The organism is Rahnella bruchi (assembly GCF_003614975.1).
Classification (GTDB): domain Bacteria; phylum Pseudomonadota; class Gammaproteobacteria; order Enterobacterales; family Enterobacteriaceae; genus Rahnella; species Rahnella bruchi.
On sequence record NZ_QZWI01000003.1, the window covers coordinates 177,753 to 198,962 of the forward strand.

At 51.8% G+C, this 21,210-nt stretch carries 16 protein-coding genes; 4 read left to right on the forward strand and 12 right to left on the reverse strand.

Annotated elements, in window-relative coordinates; all coding sequences use genetic code 11:
• Positions 1–7 precede the first annotated feature (7 nt).
• The 8 genes from nuoH to lrhA all read right to left on the reverse strand — a co-directional run bounded on the left by nuoH (position 8) and on the right by lrhA (position 10,426).
• Positions 8–985 carry an NADH-quinone oxidoreductase subunit NuoH gene (nuoH, locus tag D5398_RS07975; RefSeq protein WP_120507128.1) on the reverse strand — a complete coding sequence of 326 codons (978 nt, stop codon included), beginning with the start codon at positions 983–985 and terminating at the stop codon, positions 8–10.
• Positions 982–3,708 carry an NADH-quinone oxidoreductase subunit NuoG gene (nuoG, locus tag D5398_RS07980; protein WP_120507438.1) on the reverse strand — a complete coding sequence of 909 codons (2,727 nt, stop codon included), beginning with the start codon at positions 3,706–3,708 and terminating at the stop codon, positions 982–984. The genes nuoH and nuoG overlap by 4 nt, the downstream gene beginning before the upstream one ends.
• A 141-nt stretch (positions 3,709–3,849) precedes the next feature.
• On the reverse strand, positions 3,850–5,211 hold the full coding sequence (nuoF, locus tag D5398_RS07985) for an NADH-quinone oxidoreductase subunit NuoF (RefSeq protein ID WP_120507129.1): 1,362 nt from the start codon (positions 5,209–5,211) through the stop codon (positions 3,850–3,852).
• Positions 5,208–5,744, reverse strand: a complete 537-nt coding sequence (gene nuoE / locus D5398_RS07990; RefSeq protein ID WP_244216728.1) for an NADH-quinone oxidoreductase subunit NuoE — start codon at positions 5,742–5,744, stop codon at positions 5,208–5,210. Before nuoE ends, nuoF begins: the two co-directional genes overlap by 4 nt.
• A gap of 2 nt (positions 5,745–5,746) precedes the next feature.
• Entirely contained in the window at positions 5,747–7,546 is a 1,800-nt protein-coding gene (nuoC, locus tag D5398_RS07995; protein ID WP_120507130.1) for an NADH-quinone oxidoreductase subunit C/D, read from the reverse strand.
• A gap of 81 nt (positions 7,547–7,627) precedes the next feature.
• Positions 7,628–8,302, reverse strand: a complete 675-nt coding sequence (locus D5398_RS08000) for a NuoB/complex I 20 kDa subunit family protein (RefSeq protein WP_013574590.1) — start codon at positions 8,300–8,302, stop codon at positions 7,628–7,630.
• Between the two features lie 22 nt (positions 8,303–8,324).
• On the reverse strand, positions 8,325–8,768 hold the full coding sequence (locus tag D5398_RS08005) for an NADH-quinone oxidoreductase subunit A (RefSeq protein ID WP_015696460.1): 444 nt from the start codon (positions 8,766–8,768) through the stop codon (positions 8,325–8,327).
• 713 nt (positions 8,769–9,481) lie between these two features.
• Positions 9,482–10,426 (reverse strand): transcriptional regulator LrhA, encoded by a 945-nt coding sequence (gene lrhA / locus D5398_RS08010; RefSeq protein WP_120507131.1) that lies wholly within the window; start codon positions 10,424–10,426, stop codon positions 9,482–9,484.
• Between the two features lie 985 nt (positions 10,427–11,411).
• Here lrhA and D5398_RS08015 point away from each other — a divergent pair.
• Positions 11,412–12,626: a pyridoxal phosphate-dependent aminotransferase gene (locus D5398_RS08015; RefSeq protein WP_120507132.1), complete on the forward strand. Its 1,215-nt coding sequence runs from the start codon at positions 11,412–11,414 to the stop codon at positions 12,624–12,626.
• A gap of 110 nt (positions 12,627–12,736) precedes the next feature.
• Positions 12,737–13,336, forward strand: a complete 600-nt coding sequence (gene yfbR, locus D5398_RS08020; protein ID WP_120507133.1) for a 5'-deoxynucleotidase — start codon at positions 12,737–12,739, stop codon at positions 13,334–13,336.
• On the opposite strand, the gene D5398_RS08025 is transcribed toward yfbR, so the two are convergent.
• From D5398_RS08025 to yfbV, 4 genes are all read right to left on the reverse strand, one after another.
• The gene (locus tag D5398_RS08025) at positions 13,337–15,169 is read right to left on the reverse strand and encodes an SLC13 family permease (RefSeq protein ID WP_120507134.1); all 1,833 of its coding nucleotides are present in this window, start codon (positions 15,167–15,169) and stop codon (positions 13,337–13,339) included.
• A 118-nt stretch (positions 15,170–15,287) separates the two neighbouring features.
• The gene (locus tag D5398_RS08030; protein WP_120507135.1) at positions 15,288–15,941 is read right to left on the reverse strand and encodes a sugar phosphatase; all 654 of its coding nucleotides are present in this window, start codon (positions 15,939–15,941) and stop codon (positions 15,288–15,290) included.
• 27 nt (positions 15,942–15,968) lie between these two features.
• On the reverse strand, positions 15,969–16,463 hold the full coding sequence (locus tag D5398_RS08035; protein ID WP_013574583.1) for a YfbU family protein: 495 nt from the start codon (positions 16,461–16,463) through the stop codon (positions 15,969–15,971).
• Between the two features lie 195 nt (positions 16,464–16,658).
• Positions 16,659–17,114 carry a terminus macrodomain insulation protein YfbV gene (gene yfbV, locus D5398_RS08040; protein WP_120507136.1) on the reverse strand — a complete coding sequence of 152 codons (456 nt, stop codon included), beginning with the start codon at positions 17,112–17,114 and terminating at the stop codon, positions 16,659–16,661.
• 519 nt (positions 17,115–17,633) lie between these two features.
• On the opposite strand from yfbV, the gene ackA reads away from it, so the two are divergent.
• Complete coding sequence (ackA, locus tag D5398_RS08050; RefSeq protein WP_120507137.1) at positions 17,634–18,836, forward strand: acetate kinase; 1,203 nt, start codon at positions 17,634–17,636, stop codon at positions 18,834–18,836.
• A 177-nt stretch (positions 18,837–19,013) separates the two neighbouring features.
• Positions 19,014–21,158, forward strand: coding sequence for a phosphate acetyltransferase (pta, locus tag D5398_RS08055; protein ID WP_208645928.1), 2,145 nt, complete (start codon positions 19,014–19,016; stop codon positions 21,156–21,158).
• Positions 21,159–21,210 lie beyond the last annotated feature (52 nt).

A 21,210-nucleotide genomic window follows, 5' to 3' on the forward strand; every position in this document is an offset into this window, starting at 1 on the left:
TCACCCCTTATTGCGCGTTGTACAAGATGACCGCAGCGGTCGCCAGCAGATTAAGCAAGGTCAATGGCAGGCAAACTTTCCAGCCAAATGACATCACCTGGTCATAGCGGGGACGCGGCAAAGCAGCACGGATCAAAATGAACATCACCATGAAGAACGCCGTTTTCAATGCAAACCAGATCACCGGATACAGGAACGGACCCTGCCAGCCACCGAAGAACAAGGTGACGATAAGCGCAGAGACGGTCACGATACCGATATATTCACCCACAAAGAACAGACCGAATTTCATACCGGAATATTCAATGTGGTAACCGTCGGCCAGTTCCTGCTCGGCTTCCGGCTGGTCAAACGGGTGACGGTGACAAACAGCCACACCGGCAATCGCAAAGGTCACGAAGCCAAAGAACTGCGGGATGATGTTCCACACATGCGCCTGAGAGTTGACGATGTCTTGCAGATTGAAAGAACCCGCTTGCGCCACGACACCCATCAGCGATAAGCCGAGGAATACTTCGTAACTCAGTGTCTGAGCGGATGCACGCATCGCTCCCAGCAGCGAGTATTTGTTGTTACTGGACCAGCCAGCGAACAACACGGCATAGACAGTCAGACCGGCCATCATCAGGAAGAACAAAATACCGATGTTCAGGTCTGCGGCGAACCAGGTCGGGCTGACCGGAACAATCGCAAAGGAGATCAGCAGGGACGTAAACGCAATCATCGGAGCCAGCGTAAAGATGGCTTTGTCGGTGAATTTAGGTACCCAGTCTTCCTTGAAGAACATCTTGATCATGTCAGCAACCAGCTGCAGGGATCCGCCCCAGCCGACACGGTTTGGTCCGTAACGGTTTTGGAACAGGCCCAGCAAGCGGCGCTCGCCGAAGCTCATGAAGGCCCCGCAGGTCACAACGACCAGCAGGATCACGACAGCTTTCAGAATGGCGATCAACGAATCGATAACTACAGGTGTAAACCAGCTCATTGTGCAGCCTCCCGCAGATTTTCAACCGTTGCGCCAACCAGCACCGGAGGAATACCCGGTAAGCCCAGCGGCAGGCCAACCTGGCCCTGACTCAATGTTTCACTCAGACGAACCGGCAATTTCAGCGTCTGACCGGCACAGGTGAATTCCACCTGAGAACCCGCGTTAACCCCTAACTGCGCGGCGTCTGCCGGGTTCACCATCACGTAGGCCTCTGGCATACGTTGCTGGATAACCTTCGAGCGCTGTGTCATTTCTTCGCTGCCGAACAGGTGATAGTAAGGCGCTACACGCCAGTTATCGCTCTGCGCAGTAAAGGCAGCCGGAATACCGGTGAAGTAATCGAGAATCCCCTCACCTGCTTCAATCAGACGCACACCCGGATCACCATGGCGCAGACTGCCGCCAACTTCGCTCTGGAATTTGTTCCAGGCTTGCGGTGAGTTCCAGCCCGGCGCCCAGGCGAATGGCACCTGATTGCGGTTGGCTGTCGGGCTGTTGTTCCCTTCCATTGAGAAGGCAAACATAGTGTCTTTATCTTGCGGCTGACGCGGTTCATGGACGCTGATGTTCGCGCGCATGGCAGTACGGCCACTGGAACGTGCCGGAGAACGCGCCAGTTTCTGACCACGGATACGGAAGCTGGCGTTTGGCGCAGCTTCTACCATGCCTTTCAGCTGTGGCAGTGCCTCAACGCAGGCTTCGATAACATGATCCAGCTGAGTCCAGTCAACATGACGGCTATTGATGGTGGAATGCAGCGAATGCATCCAGCGCCAGCTTTCCAGCATGGCAACCGTCGTGTCGTAGTAAGCAGGATCGTAAACCTGGAAGAAGCGCTGTGCGCGGCCTTCCTGATTCACCAGCGTACCGTCGCTTTCTGCAAAACTTGCCGCTGGCAGGATAAGGCTGGCTTTATCCATAATGCGCGTACGCTGATGGTCAACGACCAACAGGTTCTGCACACTGGCTAATGCCGCATCAACTTTCGCTTCAGACGCCTGACGGTAAAGGTCATTTTCCATCACGATCGCGCTGTCGGCTTCGCCACGAGTCAGCAACTCAAGTGCTTCATCGAGTGTGCCGCCACCAATCATCGAAAGACCAATGCTGTTAGCCGCAGAAGCTACGAACGTAATACCGACATCGCTGCCCGCCACTTTCAGCGCTTTCGCGATATTCGCGGCCGCTTCGATGATGGCGTCAGAACCGGCATTGGTACCGGTAATGATCAGCGGCTTACGCGCGCCGGTCAGTGCCTGCACAATCACGTCGATTTTTTTGTTCAGGCCTTCAGCCAGATCACTGACCGCTGGCGCAGAATTATCCAGCGCATGGGCAATAGCAAAGCCGAAACGCGCCTGCTCATCGACCGGTGCACGGTAATTGTAAGCCGCGATATCGTCGAGTTTAGTGTTGTCCACGTTGGTGATGAACAGCGGATGTTTAGCGTGCTGACCAATGTTCTGCACTGCCGCGATCTGCCAGTCGGCAACGCGCTGAGCCGCCGCCATCGCACGGGCTTTGCCTTTAACGGCCTGACGTACAGACAGCGCGATACGTGCACCGGTCTGAGTTAAATCTTCGCCCAGCACCAGTACGGCATCGTAGTCTTCAATTTCACGCAGCGCAGGTGTGTGAACACCGCTGTTACGCAGAACGTTCAGCATCAGTTGCAGACGACCCTGCTCTGCTGCGTTGATACCGGTATAGAAGTTTTCGGCTCCGACCAGTTCACGCAGGGCAAAGTTGCTTTCCAGGCTGGCACGCGGAGAACCGATACCGATGGTTTTCTTCGCCTGACGGATAATGTCTGCCGCGCCCTGCATCGCCTGTTCAGCGTTAAGTTCGATCCAGTCGTTACCACGCAACTGCAAGGGTTTCTTTGGACGATCTTTCAGGTTCACGTAGCCATAACCGAAACGACCACGGTCGCAGAGGAAGTAATGGTTTACGGTACCGTTATAACGGTTTTCGATACGACGCAATTCGCCGTAACGCTCACCGGGACTGGTGTTACAGCCAACAGAACATTGCTGACAGATGCTTGGCGCAAACTGCATGTCCCATTTACGGTTATAGCGTTCGGAGTGCGTTTTATCGGTGAATACGCCGGTCGGACACACTTCTACCAGGTTACCGGAGAACTCGCTTTCCAGCGGGCCATCTTCCGGGCGACCGAAATAGACGTTGTCGTGTGCGCCATAAACACCCAGATCGGTGCCGTCCGCGTAATCCTTGTAGTAACGGACACAGCGATAACAGGCAATACAGCGGTTCATTTCATGAGAGATGAACGGGCCGAGATCCTGATTGTTATGGGTACGTTTGGTGAAGCGGTAACGGCGCATACTGTGGCCGGTCATGACTGTCATATCCTGCAGGTGACAGTTACCGCCTTCCTCACACACCGGACAGTCGTGCGGGTGGTTGGTCATCAGCCATTCCACGACGCTTTCACGGAATTCTTTCGCTTCTGAGTCGTCGATGGAAATGAAGGTGCCATCAGACGCCGGTGTCATACATGACATCACCAGACGACCGCGCGTGTCTTCCGCGTTTTGGTATTGCTTAACCGCACATTGGCGGCAAGCGCCGACGCTTCCCAGCGCCGGATGCCAGCAAAAATAAGGAATATCGAGGCCGAGAGAGAGGCAAGCCTGTAACAGGTTGTCCGCTCCGTCTACGTCGTATTCTTTGCCGTCTACATGAATCGTAGCCATAGTCAGCATGCTTCCACGTGGCCCGCCTAAGCGGGCGTTAATCAAAAATTCTTGCCGGGTTGGCGTATTTCATTCGACAGCGCGTCCCTTGTTCCGGAAATTCGCGCACAGCGGGCTCACGTCCGCTGCCTGTTGCCTTCGCTACCAACGCTCTTTCAGCAGATTGTTTGGCTGAATACCGCCAATCGCACGCGCGTTGTTGTAATGTTGCTTGGCGATACCCGCCTCAAACTCTTCCCGGAAATATTTAATCGCACTCTGCAATGGCTCCACGGCACCCGGCGCGTGTGCGCAGAAGGTTTTGCCCGGACCAAGCTGGCGGCAAAGCTGTTCGAGAGTTTCGATATCTCCCGGCTGGCCTTCACCGCGCTCCAGCGCACGAAGAATTTTCACGCTCCAAGGCAGACCATCGCGGCATGGAGTACACCAGCCACAAGATTCGCGGGCGAAGAACTCTTCCAGGTTACGCACCAGCGGAACCATGCCGATTTCGTGATCCACGGCCATCGCCAGCGCAGTTCCCAGACGGCTGCCGGCTTTACCAATGCTGGCAAAGTCCATCGGCAGGTCCAGATGATCGGCGGTCAGGAAGTCAGTCCCTGCCCCGCCTGGCTGCCAGGCTTTGAATTTCAGGCCATCGCGCATGCCACCGGCATAGTCTTCAAGAATTTCACGTGCGGTAGTACCAAACGGCAACTCCCAGACGCCCGGATTTTTCACCCGGCCTGAGAAGCCCATCAGTTTGGTGCCGGCATCTTCGCTTTTGCCCGCAGACATGCCTTTGTACCAGTCCACGCCGTGCTCAAGGATCGCTGGCACGTTACACAGGGTTTCGACGTTGTTAACGCACGTCGGTTTACCCCATGCACCGGCAGAGGCCGGAAATGGTGGTTTGGAACGCGGGTTAGCACGGCGGCCTTCCAGCGAGTTAATCAGTGCGGTTTCTTCACCGCAGATGTAACGCCCTGCGCCGGTGTGAACAATCAGTTCAAAATCGAAACCGGTGCCGAGGATGTTTTTGCCCAGCAGGCCCGCTTCGGTGGCTTCCGCAATCGCACGACGCAGATTCACCGCAGCTTCGATATATTCGCCACGCAGGAAGATATAACCACGGTAAGATTTCAGCGCGAATGCAGAGATCAACATGCCTTCCACCAGCAGGTGCGGCATTTGCTCCATCAGCATGCGGTCTTTATACGTACCCGGTTCCATCTCATCGGCGTTACAAAGCAGATAGCGGATGTTCATGCTTTCGTCTTTTGGCATCAGGCTCCACTTCAGACCGGTGGAAAAACCTGCGCCGCCGCGCCCTTTCAGGCCAGCGTCTTTTACCAGATTAACGATTTCTTCCTGAGCCATGCCTTTAAGGGCTTTCTCTGCACCGACGTATCCGTTTTTGCTGCGGTATTCGTCAATCCAGACAGGCTGTTTGTCATCACGCATACGCCAGGTCAGCGGGTGCATCTCCGGCGTGCGTTCGATGTGTCTTGGAATGTAGGTCATGCGTAGCGCTCCAGTAGCTCGCCGACAGCTTCTGGCGTCAGGTGGCTGTGCGTGTCCTCGTCAATCATCATTGACGGGCCTTTGTCACAGTTACCGAGGCAGCAGGTCGGCAGCAGGGTAAAACGCCCGTCTTCGGTCGTTTCGCCCGGCTTGATGTGCAACTGTTGTTCCAGAGCAGCCTGGATCCCCTGATAACCGGTGATGTGACACACCACGCTGTCACAGTAACGGATCACATGGCGGCCAACCGGCTGACGGAAGATCTGGCTGTAGAATGTCGCCACACCTTCAACGTCGCTGGCTGGAATGCCCAGAACATCGGAGATCGCGTAGATAGCGCCATCAGGCACCCAGCCACGCGCCTTTTGCACGATTTTCAACGCTTCGATAGAGGCCGCGCGGGCATCTTCGTAGTGATGTTTTTCGTGCTCAATCGCTTCGCGTTCAGCATCGCTCAGCACGAACACCGGCGGCGCAACTGGCTCGCTGACGTTGATGTACTGAACTTCTGAGTCTTTATTGATATCTGTCATCGTTAGCGGTCCACATCTGACATTACAAAATCGATACTGCCCAGATACACGATCAGGTCGGATACCAGGCTGCCACGTATTACGGACGGGATCTGCTGCAAATGCGGGAAGCTTGGCGTACGGACACGGGTGCGGTAGCTCATGGTGCTGCCGTCACTGGTCAGGTAGTAGCTGTTGATCCCTTTGGTTGCTTCAACCATCTGGAAAGATTCTTGCGCAGGCATAACCGGACCCCAGGACACTTGCAGGAAGTGCGTGATCAGGGTTTCGATATGCTGCAGTGTGCGCTCTTTCGGTGGCGGCGTGGTCAGCGGGTGATCCGCCTTGAACGGGCCTTCCGGCATGTTTTTGTAGCACTGCTCCAGAATGCGCAGGCTCTGACGTAGCTCTTCAACTTTGAGCATCACGCGGGAATAGCAGTCACTGACGCCATCACCGGTTGGGATTTCAAAGTCGAAGTTTTCGTAGCCGGAGTATGGACGCCATTTACGCACGTCAAACGGAATACCCGTTGCGCGCAGGCCAGCACCAGTGGTGCCCCAGGCCAGAGCTTCATCTGCGTTATACGCAGCCACGCCCTTGGAACGGCCAATCAGAATGGTGTTTTTCAGCGCCGCTTTGACATAGGAATCCAGACGAGCTGGCATCCAGTCAAGGAACTCACGCAGCAGACGATCCCAGCCTTTCGGCAGGTCGTGAGCGACGCCACCAATACGGAACCAGGCCGGGTGCATACGGAAACCGGTGATTGCTTCAACCAGATCGTAGATTTTCTGACGATCGGTAAAGGCGAAGAACACCGGAGTCATCGCGCCCACGTCCTGAATAAACGTAGAGATGTACAGCAGATGGCTGTTGATACGGAACAGTTCTGACAGCATGACACGGATGGTGTTAACGCGATCCGGCGTCACGATACCGGCGAGTTTTTCAACGGCCAGCACGTACGGCATTTCGTTAACACAACCGCCGAGGTATTCGATACGGTCGGTGTAAGGAATGTAGCTGTGCCATGACTGGCGCTCGCCCATTTTCTCAGCACCACGGTGGTGATAACCAACGTCCGGAACACAGTCGACAATTTCTTCGCCATCAAGCTGCAAGATGATACGGAATGCACCGTGCGCAGACGGGTGGTTAGGACCGAGATTGAGGAACATGAAGTCCTCATTGTCGGTGCCACGCTTCATGCCCCAGTCTTCAGGCTTGAAGGTCAGCGACTCCATCTCGAGTTCTTCTTTCTGCTTGGTCAGCTCGTAAGGATCGAACTCGGTAGCGCGTGCCGGATAGTCTTTACGCAACGGGTGCCCTTCCCAGGTCTGCGGCATCATGATGCGCGTCAGGTGCGGGTGGCCATCGAAGGTAATACCGAACATTTCCCATGTTTCGCGCTCATACCAGTTAGCGTTCGGGAACACTTTGGTAATGGTCGGAACATGGAGATCGTTTTCTGACAATGCCACTTTGATCATGATGTCGCGGTTACGCTCGACCGAGATCAGGTGATAGAAAACGGAAAAATCCGCGGCCGGTAAACCGTCGCGGTGGGTACGTAAACGCTCATCAAAGCCATGCAAATCGAAAAGCATGACGTAAGGTTTTGGCTGTTTTCGTAAAAAGGTAATCGCTTCCAGTAACTGTTCACGCTTGAACCACACCACGGGAATTCCGGTACGGGTCGCCTGAACAGTAAAGGCCTCTGGCCCAAAACGGTTACGCAATTCGCCGATAACCGGATCATCGAGATGATCTCGGGTATGCCATGCTGGCAGGGCGGAATCTTGCGTCGTCAAATCTGTCATATTTTTTTCACCACACTAAATGGTCATTTATGCCGTAAGGGGGACTCATCACCCCTCAGGGTTGACTCTCAGACCGCAGTGTTAAATCTCGTCCGGCGAACGCAGATTTGTCACGGCAATACGCTCAGCACGTTTACGCTCTTTTTCAGACTGCATATTCGCGCGGTAAACACCCTGATCGCCAACAACCCATGACAATGGGCGACGTTCTTTGCCGATGGATTCCTGCAGCAGTAACAGAGCCTGCATATAGGCTTCCGGACGCGGCGGGCATCCCGGGATGTACACGTCGACAGGCAGGAATTTATCCACGCCCTGAACGACAGAATAAATATCGTACATACCGCCGGAATTCGCACAGGCACCCATCGAAATGACCCATTTTGGTTCCAGCATCTGATCATACAAACGCTGAATAACCGGAGCCATTTTGGTGAAGCAGGTTCCAGCTACTACCATAAAGTCAGCCTGACGTGGTGAAGCACGCAGAACTTCTGCGCCAAAACGCGCAACGTCATGCACCGCAGTGAATGACGTCACCATTTCCACGTAACAGCATGAAAGGCCGAAGTTATACGGCCAAAGGGAATTTTTACGACCCCAGTTCACCATGCCATGCAGTGATTCCTGGAGATTTCCCATGAAGACGCTGCGTTTAACCTGTTCCTGAAGAGGATCGCCGACGACCTCCTGAGATTGCAGGGGGTAACGGTCGTTCTCACCGTCCGGGTCTATGCGGGTGAGCGTATAGTCCATCTTAATGCCTCTCTATGACTGCTTACTGAGGGTGACTGTTGGTATTAATAGCCGGGCTTGGTTTAACAGGTCCTTTCGAACGTGTTGGTGTCCAGTCGAGCGCGCCAATACGCACCAGATAGAACAAACCAGCCAGCAGTACCAAAATGAAAATGGTGGCTTCAACAAATCCGGTCCAGCCGCTTTCGCGAATAGATGTTGACCATGCATAGAGATACAAGGCTTCAACGTCGAAAATGACGAAAAACATGGCGACCAGATAGAACTTTGCGGACAAACGCAGTCTGGCTGTGCCGACAGAGGCGATACCTGATTCAAAAGGCGTGTTTTTGTAACGCGCCCGGGCTCTCCCGCCAAGAAACGCGGCACCCAGTAACATCAGGCAACAAAGCCCCATTGCGACGATAAGAAAAACGGCGAACGCCCAGTGTTGAGCGATGACTTCAGTGGCTGTTGACATACTCATTGCTTACTCATCAAAAGTGGCACTTTGGCATCTGCTCTGTAAGGTCGGCAGTTTGCGCACCACATCGATTCAAGGGAAGGATTAAAAACCACACAGTTCACGGCTCAACAAGGCATTAAGCCAGTGATTTGTTGTGGGCTTTTTACCCTTTTCTATAACCTTTTGTCAACTTTGACAAAAGTAACTCCACATTAGTTTACATGCTTAGCATTTAATTAACATATCATGCGCCAGTACTTAAGCTAAATCGTGTCAGTAAAATACTGTGATAAAGCATGCGCCTCTGATGGGAGTTATGACATCTTTCGAACTTTCCTATTGTCGCAGGAATAGGCACCGCTTCCACTCTCTTAATAGGGTTATTTTTTTGATCTGTGTCAGAGATCTGTCAATTTTGATAGATAAAAAGACACACTTTTAACAAGTTTTGTTGATTTTCAAAAAACGACAAGCGATTTACGGAAAAATTTGATGCTTTTTTTTAACTTTGAAAAGTGCTGATTTTTTCGCCAGTTAGTCGCGAAATTGTGGTTGCGGAATGCTGCGGACAAGAGGTTTTACAAGGAACGGGAAACGATAAGGGCAAAAAAGGCGAGCTTTACAAGAAATAGTAAACGGAAGCACTAAAAGTATAACTATTACACCCCAAAAGAGGTAGAAGCCTTTACCCCCGCCTCGAGGATCGGAGGCGGAAGGTAAAGCTGAGGGAAATCTTAGTTTTGGGAATCTGCCAGGAACTCCTGATCATCATCCACTACAGGACGCGGACCATAAGCACTCAGCGAATAAGGATCATTACCTTGCTCAACGGCATTGAAAATCGCCATGGCCAATTCATTTTCACAACGCGCATTTTTGTACAGCACATATTGCGTGTCAGGCAGCCTTGGTAAACCATCCTGTTCACCCAGAACTCGTAATTCCGGACTCATCATTTCGATAGGTCGCGCAGTCACGCCTAACCCGGCCCGCACCGCCGCACGAATGGCCGACAATGTAGACGCTACATAGGCAATGCGCCATGGGATCCCCGCCTGATTAAGATACTCAGTCGCCATTAAACGATAAGGGCTTGGTTCATCAAGCACTACCAGTGGCACGCTGTCCCCGGAAGGATAAGCAAAATCCGCTGAACAGTACCAAAGCGTTGGCGAAGTACGCAGTACGATATGTGGATGGTCGGTATTGGTCATCGTGGTGATGGCCAAATCCACTTCCTCACTTTCAAGCATCGATAACATGAAAGGACTGCGTTTAACGCGGACATCAATCGATAACTTAGGATAGATCGACGTCACCCGGCTGAGCAGGAAAGGCAAAATGGTGTCAGCTGTATCGTCTGACGCACCAATCGTTATCCCGCCCTGAACATTGCTGTACATCAAAGAGGTGCAGGCTTCATCATTAAAACGAAGGATTTTGCGTGCGTACCCCAATAACTGAATACCATGTTCAGTTAATAATTTATTGCGTCCATGTCTGGCAAACAGTTCTTTTCCAACGAGTTGTTCTAGACGTTGCATCTGTTGGCTTACCGCCGACTGAGTACGACACACAGCAGCAGCAGCCGCAGCGAACGTATTTAAATCAGCAACAGCTACAAATGTCCTCAACAGGTCAAGGTCGAGATTGAGGATTGGACGATTTGCAATTGTCATAGTTTTTCTTCACTTTATAGAATCTAATAACAAGCTACCCTGATGGTGCGTCAAAGTACCCGCAAAAAGCAGAATACCAGATATGACGGATACTCACTCATTTGATAAGCTAAATTGAGAAATATTTGTGCATGAAAGTTTTCATCATTGTAAGCATCCGGGCATTAACTTTGCGCACAATAAATCCACATAAAGGCTAAATGATTAGAGCATCTTAATTAATATAGTCTGCCCCGCTGAACCATTCCATAACCCGCCCGCGTGCGCCTTCTGTCTGAAGTGTCAAAAATCCCTGTAATGCCGTGCATCATAAAACATAAGCTAAATTAATTAATGAAACGAGCCAGTTAAAATATAATTCAACAAATTCATTGAGTCACGTGAATAACTGAATGGGTTAGCACGGACATAGTTAAAGCATGATTAAGATTTTTCTCGTTTCTTCAAATTTTGTTTATGCTGACAAATTAAAATATATGCTTCTAAAACGTTTATATACTTTAAACAATTAGGATCATGAAATCATTTATAACATGATCATCTATCCAGCATTAATTATTAAACATTAACGAAATAAAACTAATTCTGGTTAAGAATTATTATCAATAAACCGAGTCTGCCAGATTTTTTTTCAGAATTTGTCGAGCTTTGGTAAGTTTTCATGATGTTCTGTTCAAAACTCGCACTTAAGGGATTGCCTCATCGGGAGATGGGAGCAGCAAAAACAGTGAATTTATTGATTATAAAGCGTACTTTTGCGGAATATAAAAACGCTAAATATGACAACGGAAGAATTAAACACTATTCAGTGATTCGATTACTTTGCTAAAAACCCACCTGAACTGTCTTTACTGCTGTTTTTCACCAAAACGGTGCATAGCCCTTCTCATGCCCTCTGTCGGGGAGTAAATTGTGCCATTCGCACTGCTCTGCGGCCGCTCGTCGCCAGGGAAGAACAGGCTTTACTGAAAAGGCTCTCATTTACATGTCCCCGATTGAAAAATCCCACAAACTGGACAACGTCTGTTACGACATTCGCGGCCCGGTGCTTAAAGAAGCAAAACGCCTTGAAGAAGAAGGCAACAAAGTCCTCAAACTGAACATCGGCAACCCGGCGCCATTCGGATTTGAAGCACCAGATGAAATTCTGGTCGACGTTATCCGTAACCTGCCTACGGCGCAGGGCTACTGTGATTCCAAAGGTCTGTTTTCTGCACGTAAAGCCATCATGCAGCATTATCAGGCACGTGATATGCGGGACATCACGGTTGAAGATATCTATATCGGCAACGGTGTTTCTGAGTTGATCGTTCAGTCTATGCAGGCATTACTGAACACGGGTGACGAAATGCTGGTGCCTGCACCGGATTATCCTTTGTGGACAGCGGCCGTTTCACTTTCCGGCGGTAATGCGGTGCATTACCTGTGTGACGAAGGTGCAGACTGGTTCCCGGATATCGCCGATATTCGTGACAAAATCACCCCGCACACCCGTGGCATTGTGATCATCAACCCGAACAACCCGACGGGTGCGGTCTACAGCAAAGAATTGCTGATGCAGATTGTGGACATCGCCCGCGAACACAACCTGATCATCTTCGCTGACGAAATTTACGACAAAATTCTTTATGACGAAGCCCAGCATATCTCTATCGCTACACTGGCACCGGATCTGCTGACTGTGACTTTTAACGGCCTGTCAAAAACTTACCGTGTTGCCGGTTTCCGTCAGGGTTGGATGGTCCTTAACGGGCCGAAGAAACATGCGAAAGGCTATATCGAAGGTCTGGAAATGCTGGCCTCGATGCGTCTGTGTGCCAACGTGCCGATGCAACATGCCATTCAGACCGCGCTGGGCGGATACCAGAGCATCAGCGAGTTTATTCAGCCGGGCGGACGTCTGGTTGAGCAGCGTGACCGTGCATGGGAACTGATCAATCAAATCCCGGGGGTTTCCTGCGTGAAACCTAAAGGCGCGCTGTATATGTTCCCGCGTATTGATGCCAAGCGTTTTAACATCCATGACGACCAGAAAATGGTGCTCGACCTGTTGTTGCAGCAAAAGGTTCTGCTGGTTCAGGGCTCGGCATTCAACTGGCCGTATCCGGATCACGTTCGCATCGTCACGCTGCCGCGTGTGGACGAACTGGAAATGGCCGTAAACAAACTGGGCCGTTTCCTCGAGACCTACCGCCAGTAATCTTCAGGGCGCAGCATAAACAGCTGCGCCCTTTTCTCTTTCGCCTATTTACATCACTGCCCCGCACTGCTCACAATGGACGCTCATTCACCGTTGTTATTGAGAGTGCTATGAATCAGAGCCATTTTTTCGCCCATCTTTCCCGCCTCAAACTGATCAGCCGCTGGCCGCTGATGCGCAATGTCCGTACAGAGAATGTCTCTGAGCACAGCCTGCAGGTTGCCTTTGTGGCACATGCGTTAGCCGTCATTAAGAACCGCAAATTTAATGGCAATCTGAGTGCTGAACGGGTTGCCCTGCTGGCGATGTACCACGATGCCAGTGAAGTGCTGACCGGTGATATGCCAACCCCCATCAAGTATTACAATCCGCAAATTGCTCATGAATATAAAAAGATCGAAAAAATTGCTCAGCAAAAACTGATTGAAATGCTGCCGAAGGAATTGCAGGAAGATTTCCGCCCGCTGATTGACGAGCATTATTACACTGAAGAGGAAAAGCTGACGGTCAAACAGGCGGATGCACTTTGCGCCTACCTGAAATGCCTGGAAGAATTGTCCGCAGGGAATAATGAATTCAAGCTGGCAAAAGCCCGTCTCGAGAAGACGCTGGCAGACAGACAAAGCCCGGAAATGGACTATTTTATGGAAGTCTTTATTCCGAGCTTCAGCCTGTCGCTGGATGAAATCAGCCTCGACTCCCCGCTCTGATCAGAACGGGAAAAGTACCGGCACCAGAAACACGCTGACGACCATCACCAGCAATGTGAACGGTACACCGATGCGGATAAAGTCGCCGAATTTATAATTACCCGGCACCATCACCAGCGTGTTCACCGGTGACGAGACAGGTGTCATAAAGGCAGCGGACGCGGCAATCGCGATGATCATGGTGAACGGGTAAGGTGAGACGCCCATCTGATGCGCCGCTGCAATAGCAATCGGCGCCATTAGCACCGCAGTGGCTGTATTAGAAATAAACAGCCCGATGCCCGCGCAGAGAATGAATAAACTCAGCAGCATCATATACGGACCGTGACCGCCGCTGACTTCCATTAGCCCCTTCACAATCAGCGCCACACCGCCGGTTTTTTGCAGTGCAAGCGCAAACGGCATCATCCCGATAATCAGCAACAGGCTTGGCCAGTGAATGGCTCTGTAAGCGCCTTCCATCGTGATGCAGCGAAATTTCCCCATCAGAATGCAGGCGATAATGGCAGCAATAGCATTGGGCACGTCGTCAGTGAGCATCAACGCCACCATCAGGGCCAGACAAAACAGCGCATGCGGAGCCTGACTCAGCGCAGGCGCAACTTCGTCCACTTCGGCGGGAAGATTCAGCACGATGAAATCATGCATCTGTTGCTGAAGCTGGCGGATAAGTTTCCAGTCGCCAATCACCAGCAACATATCCCCGAGCTGTAATTCTTCATCAACCAGTCTGCCTTCCAGCGCCTCACCCTGACGGCGAATGCCCACCACGTTCAGACCGTAGGCTGAGCGGAATGCCACATCCCGCAGGGTCTTACCCAGTAATTCAGAATCAGGGATTAATGACACTTCTGCCATACCGACGTCACGTGACTGATCTGAGAAATATTCCCCGCGCAATACCATCGGCTCCAGCATTTCCTCGGTACAAAACTGCCGGAACGTTATACCGGAATCAGACATATCGAGCAGTAAAACGTCTCGGGCAAACAGTTCGGTATTCCCCGTCGCGCTGACCATGACACGACGAAACTTACGCCAGCGTTCGATGCCCACCACATTTGCACCATAACGTGAACGCAGGTGTAAATCATCCAGTGTTCGCCCGACCAGCGGAGAGCCGGGGCGCACAGTCACCCTTCGCGCCCGACCGGTCAGACGATAGTCGCGGATCAAATCGCGGAAAGTCCGCCGTTTCCAGCGGTGTTTATCCTGCAAAGCATTATCGGATGAGAGCCAGCGACGGGCGATCAGCATATAGCCGACGCCCATGATCAATACGACCAGCCCGACCGGTGTCACGCCAAAAAAACCAAAACCGTCGAATCCTTCACGCAACAGCTCACTATTGACCACCATATTGGGCGGTGTCGCCACCAGCGTCATCATGCCGCTGATGAGTCCGGCAAAACTCAGTGGCATCATCAGGCGTGCGGGAGAGGTTTTCATGCGGGCAGAAACGCTGATGACAACAGGAATGAAAATCGCAACCACGCCGGTGGAACTCATGAAAGCTCCGAGACCGGCGACTGTGAGCATCAGCAAAACCAGCATGCGGGTTTCACTGTTACCGGCGACTTTCATCAGCCAGTCGCCCACCTGATAGGCCACGCCGGTTCTGACCAGACCGTGTCCAACGACAAACAGGGCGGCAATCAGAATAACGTTGGGATCACTGAATCCGGCCAGCGCTTCATTGATGGTCAGCGTGCCGCTCAGGACGAAAGCGATGATCACCAGCAAGGCCACGATATCCATTCGCAGCGTATTGCGTGCGAACAACACCATAGCAATAACAAGTAACGTGACTACCCAAAGTAATTCACCGGTCAAAACACACTCCGTTTGCGTTGAGATTGAGAGGCAGGACGGATATCAGAATGGCATAAAAAAACCCCGCACAGGCGAGGTTTATATCAATTTAAAGAAGGAAATTGTGTTTTTTCTGTACTTAACGCAGGCTGACTTTCACACCGTCGTCAGAACTGCTGACCAGCAAAATTTCCAGCGTCGACAGGTCGAAATCCACGTTTTCAATTCCTGGTGTGTCGTCAGGTGCGTTAACAGCAATGACTTTGCAGCCCGCAGCCAGACCGGCCATCACGCCCGCAGCGGCGTCTTCAACGACCACGCAATCTTCCGGTGCCAGACCTAAACGTTCGGCACCCAGTAAATACGCATCCGGTTGCGGTTTACCATTTTTTACCTGTTCGGCTGTAATAAATACTTCTGGCTCAGGCAGATGCGCCGCTTTATGACGGGCGCTGGCGACAGGCATTGAACCGGAGGTCACAATCGCCCAGGGAATGTTCTGGCGATTGAGTTCGCTTAACAGCAAATGCGCGCCGGGAAGCGCGGTAACACCTTCGGTATCCGTCGCTTCAATTTGTTCCAGTTTAAGAAACTCTTTCTGAATCGTTTCTTCGCTCTCCCCTTCCATGAAATGACGTAAGGAAGTAATCGCCTGTTTGCCGTGAATGAACGCCAGAACATCCTGAGGATCAACTCCCCAACTGAGCGCCCAGTTAATCCATGAACGCTCAACTGCCGGTAATGAATCCACTAACGTCCCATCAAGGTCGAACAAGAAACCTTTGCACTCCACAGGCAATTCCCCTTTGGTTATTTCACATCAAGCATTAATGATTTGCGCGATCTCTACCGCACTCAGATGGTACTGACGGGGACATGATTGCCACACCGCCAGCATACGTTGGTATTTATCCCACATTTTGGTCTGTGAGTTAAAGCCATGCGTGCCGGCATCGAAGTCAGTGTAACGTCCTTCGGTGTTCACCATGAAGCGAACATAGCTTAAATAACGGGATTCAGTGGCAGCATCGAAACCGAGGAAATCGATACGGCGGCGATCCAAATCCTGCGTGTCTTTCAGATTGGTCCACGACACCTGCATGGCATGGTGCATTTCCATAATATTAATCACTGTCCGACAGGTTTCTTCCGGCAACTCGCCAAAATCTCTGTCCAGCTCGCGCATTTGCAAACCAAAACCGCGTTCAATTACCGTCTGTAAACGGCGATAACGTTCTGCGTTATCGGGATCCAGCATGGTCATCATTTTGTATTGATTCGACAAAATCAGGCGTTGAGCGTTAGTCATTTCCATCGTGAAAATCCTCATGTCTGCATAATGAGCAAAGCATGGCATAGCGCAAAGTTCTGCGAAATCGCAAGCACACCATTCTTTGATTTGAATCGGGATCTCATCTGAAATAATCACCGGAGGGGATTTTCCTCCGGTGAGATGCAACTCATGAAAGACTATAGATGATGGCTGACAGGGTCAGTGAGGAAATCGGGATTACAGATCGTCTAAAAATGTTTTATCGAGTTGCTTAAACGCGCGTTTGAGCACGTCAGCTAAAGACTGATAGGTCGGGGTACCCTCAATCGGTGCCAGCGCCTGCCCTGCTTCAGCAAGCTTATTGCGCACGTCATGGAACCAGCCGAGTAAAGCGGGCGGCAATGGCGTCACCGAACGGCGACCGAGCCACCACAATCCCTGCATTGGCAAACTACAGGCAAAAATCGCCGTGGCCACCGCCAGCCCAAGCTGCCCGCCCAGGGCAATTTGCCACGTCAGGGTGAAGACGGCCACCGGCGGCATAATACGCACGGCAAAACGGGTAGCCGTGGAGATGCGGTTCTCCGGAAACATCGGAGCCAGGCGCTTGTCTGACGGCCATGTCTTCATGTAATGCTGTCCGCGCTGGAAGATCTGGAACCAGCTTACGGAGCCTGTTGGCTTACTCGTCATATTTGCACCTCAACTTCACGTATAAAATTTAAAAAATAGTTGTAAAACATAAACTGGAGTTTACCACGATAAAATATATTTTGTTTTTGCTGACACTGTCGGTATTCTATCGCAGCCTCGCAACCCTCTCAGGCAACGACATCATAATAAAGTTGGGGTACAAACGGTAAATTGCAATGTTTGCTCCCTACATTAAGCATAGTGCCTTGCTCAGAGTGGTTTTGTAATTAGTTATTGTATTTTTTGTTAGTGATTTTACTGATTAGTAACATCCTGAAGACGCTTAACCGGGACACTTTGTGCCCACGCACAGATTATTTCTCAGTTATCAGAGGGCTTAAAAAAACAGAGCCCGGCGATTCTCCAGCTTTTTCATCGTCATGCCGGTTTTGGCTCTCCGGCATGATGTTAATCATAATTGTCACCGCCATTATGCGCTACGCTTGATGTCAGATTGACGATTTATTAACCACGTGTATTGTTTTTCTTAAACAGCACCAACAATAAATAGGTACTTCCATGTCGAGTAAGCTTGTACTGGTTCTTAACTGTGGTAGTTCTTCCCTTAAGTTTGCCATCATTGATGCAGCAAACGGCGAAGAGCACATTTCAGGTTTAGCCGAATGTTTCCATCTGCCAGAAGCGCGCATTAAATGGAAAATGGACGGTGGCAAAGAAGAAGCCGCTTTAGGTGCGGGTGCCGCACACAGCGAAGCACTGAAATACATCGTTAACAACATTCTGAGCCAAAAACCTGAGCTGTCCGCAGAGCTGGTTGCAATCGGCCACCGCATCGTTCATGGCGGCGAAAAGCTGACCAAGTCCATGCTTATCACCGACGCGGTCATCGAAGGTATCAAAGAATCTATCCCGTTTGCGCCACTGCATAACCCGGCCCACCTGATCGGTATCGACGAAGCGCTGAAATCCTTCCCTAAACTGGCTGATAAAAACGTTGCCGTTTTCGACACCGCTTTCCATCAGACCATGCCGGAAGAGTCTTACCTCTACGCTCTGCCGTACAGCCTGTATAAAGATCACCACATCCGTCGTTACGGCGCACACGGTACCAGTCACTTCTACGTGACTCAGGAAGCCGCTAAAATGCTGAACAAACCAGTGGAAGAAGTGAACCTGATCACTTGTCACCTGGGTAACGGCGGTTCTGTCAGTGCTATCCGTAACGGCAAATGTGTCGATACTTCTATGGGGCTGACCCCGCTGGAAGGTCTGGTGATGGGTACCCGCAGCGGTGACATCGATCCGGCCATCATCTTCCATCTGCACGATTCACTGGGCATGAGCGTTGATCAAATCAACAAAATGCTGACCAAAGAATCTGGCCTGTTGGGTCTGACTGAAGTCACCAGCGATTGCCGTTATGTTGAAGACAACTACGCGACCAAAGCTGACGCAAAACGCGCAATGGACGTGTTCTGCCACCGTCTGGCGAAATACATCGGTGCCTACACGTCACTGATGGAAGGCCGTCTGGACGCTATCGTCTTCACCGGCGGTATCGGCGAAAACGCTGCAATGGTTCGCGAACTGTCCCTGGACAAACTGGGCCTGCTGGGCTTTGAAGTTGACCACGAACGCAACCTGGCTGCACGCTTCGGCAAATCCGGTGCCATCAACAAAGAAGGCACCCGCGCCGCTCTGGTCATCCCGACCAACGAAGAGCTGGTGATTGCACAAGACGCTGCGCGTCTGACTGCATAATTCTGAGACTGCCCGCGTAATGCGGGCAATTTTTCACCCATAGGCAAACGCCGCCCGTTTGAACGCACCGCGCAGGATAATCATCGCGCTTATGCTGATCATTATCCCCTCTGCACAAACCTGCGAATGTCCTTGCCTGGCAACCGATAAAGAGGTTTAGCCGTGTCCCGTACAATTATGTTGATCCCAACAGGCACCAGCGTTGGTCTTACCAGCGTCAGCCTCGGTGTGATCCGTGCCATGGAACAAAAAGGCGTCAGCCTGAGCATCTTCAAGCCAATCGCTCAACCGCGTACTGGCGGAGATGCCCCTGATCAGACCACCACGATCATTCGTGCTAACTCCACCGTGACCGCAGCTGAACCGCTGAAAATGAGTCACGTTGAAACGCTGCTGAGCTCCAATCAGCAGGACGTGCTGATGGAAGAAATCATCGCGCGTTACCACGAAAATACCAAAGACGCAGAAGTGGTGTTGGTGGAAGGTTTAGTGCCTACCCGTAAACACCAGTTCGCCAATGCGCTGAACTATGAAATCGCTAAAACCCTGAACGCTGAAATCGTCTTCGTTCTGGCGCTGGGCAATGATTCTCCGGCGCAGCTGAAAGAACGTATCGAACTGGCCCGTTCCAGCTTCGGCGGCAGCAAAAACAAAAACATCACCGGCGTAATCATCAACAAACTGAACGCGCCGGTTGACGATCAGGGACGTACCCGTCCTGACCTGTCTGAAATCTTTGATGATTCCACTAAAGCCAGCGTGGCAAATATCGATCCGACTCAGCTGTTCGCCAACAGTCCGCTGCCAGTTCTGGGTTGTATTCCGTGGAGCTTCGAGCTGATTGCTACCCGCGCAATCGACATGGCCAAGCACCTGAACGCACGCATCATCAACGAAGGCGACGTCAAAACCCGCCGTGTGAAATCCGTGACCTTCTGCGCCCGCAGCATTCCTCATATGCTGGAGCATTTCCGTCCGGGTTCCCTGCTGGTGACTTCCGCTGACCGTCCGGACGTGCTGGTTTCAGCCTGTCTGGCCGCAATGAATGGCGTGGAAATCGGCGCGATCCTGCTGACCGGCGGTTACGAAATTGACGAACGCATCAACAGCCTGTGCGAACGTGCATTCCAGACCGGCCTGCCAGTCTTCATGGTAGAAACCAATACCTGGCAGACTTCCCTGAGCCTGCAAAGCTTCAACCTGGAAGTCCCGGCAGATGACCATCAGCGCGTAGAGAAACTGCAACAGTACGTGGCATCTCACATCAATGCTGACTGGATCAACTCCCTGAGCGCACATTCCGAGCGTTCACGCCGTCTGTCTCCGCCAGCGTTCCGTTATCAGCTGACCGAACTGGCCCGTAAAGCCGGTAAACGCATCGTGCTGCCGGAAGGCGACGAGCCACGTACCGTGAAAGCGGCAGCACTGTGTGCTGAACGTGGTATCGCGGAATGTGTTCTGTTGGGTAATCCTGACGAGATCAAACGCGTTGCCGCAGCTCAGGGCGTGACTCTGGGTAAAGGCATCGAAATCGTTGATCCGGTTGTTGTGCGCGAAGAATATGTAGCACGTCTGGTTGAGTTGCGTAAAAGCAAAGGCATGACTGAAGTCGTTGCCCGCGAACAGCTGGAAGACAACGTGGTTCTGGGCACTCTGATGCTGGAACAAGGTAACGTTGACGGTCTGGTTTCAGGCGCGGTTCACACCACCGCCAACACCATCCGTCCACCGTTGCAGTTGATCAAAACCGCTCCGGGCAGCTCACTGGTTTCTTCCGTGTTCTTCATGCTGCTGCCTGACCAGGTTCTGGTTTATGGTGACTGCGCGATCAACCCGGATCCCACCGCTGAACAGCTGTCTGAAATCGCGATTCAGTCTGCCGATTCCGCAGCCGCATTCGGTATCGAACCACGCGTTGCGATGATCTCCTACTCAACCGGTAACTCCGGCGCAGGTAGCGACGTTGAGAAAGTGCGTGAAGCGACCCGTCTGGCACAGGAAAAACGTCCGGACCTGATCATTGATGGTCCGCTGCAATACGACGCCGCGATTATGGCTGACGTTGCAAAATCTAAAGCACCAAACTCGCCGGTGGCGGGTAAAGCGACCGTGTTCATCTTCCCGGATCTGAACACCGGTAACACCACGTACAAAGCGGTACAACGTTCTGCGGATCTGGTTTCTATCGGGCCGATGCTGCAGGGTATGCGTAAACCGGTTAACGACCTGTCCCGTGGCGCACTGGTAGACGATATCGTCTACACTGTTGCACTGACTGCGATTCAGTCTGCTCAGGCAGAAGCAGCGGTTGCGGCTAAATAAGCCGCAACTTATGAACTGAAAGCCACTGAACGCAAAACGCCGGGCATAATGT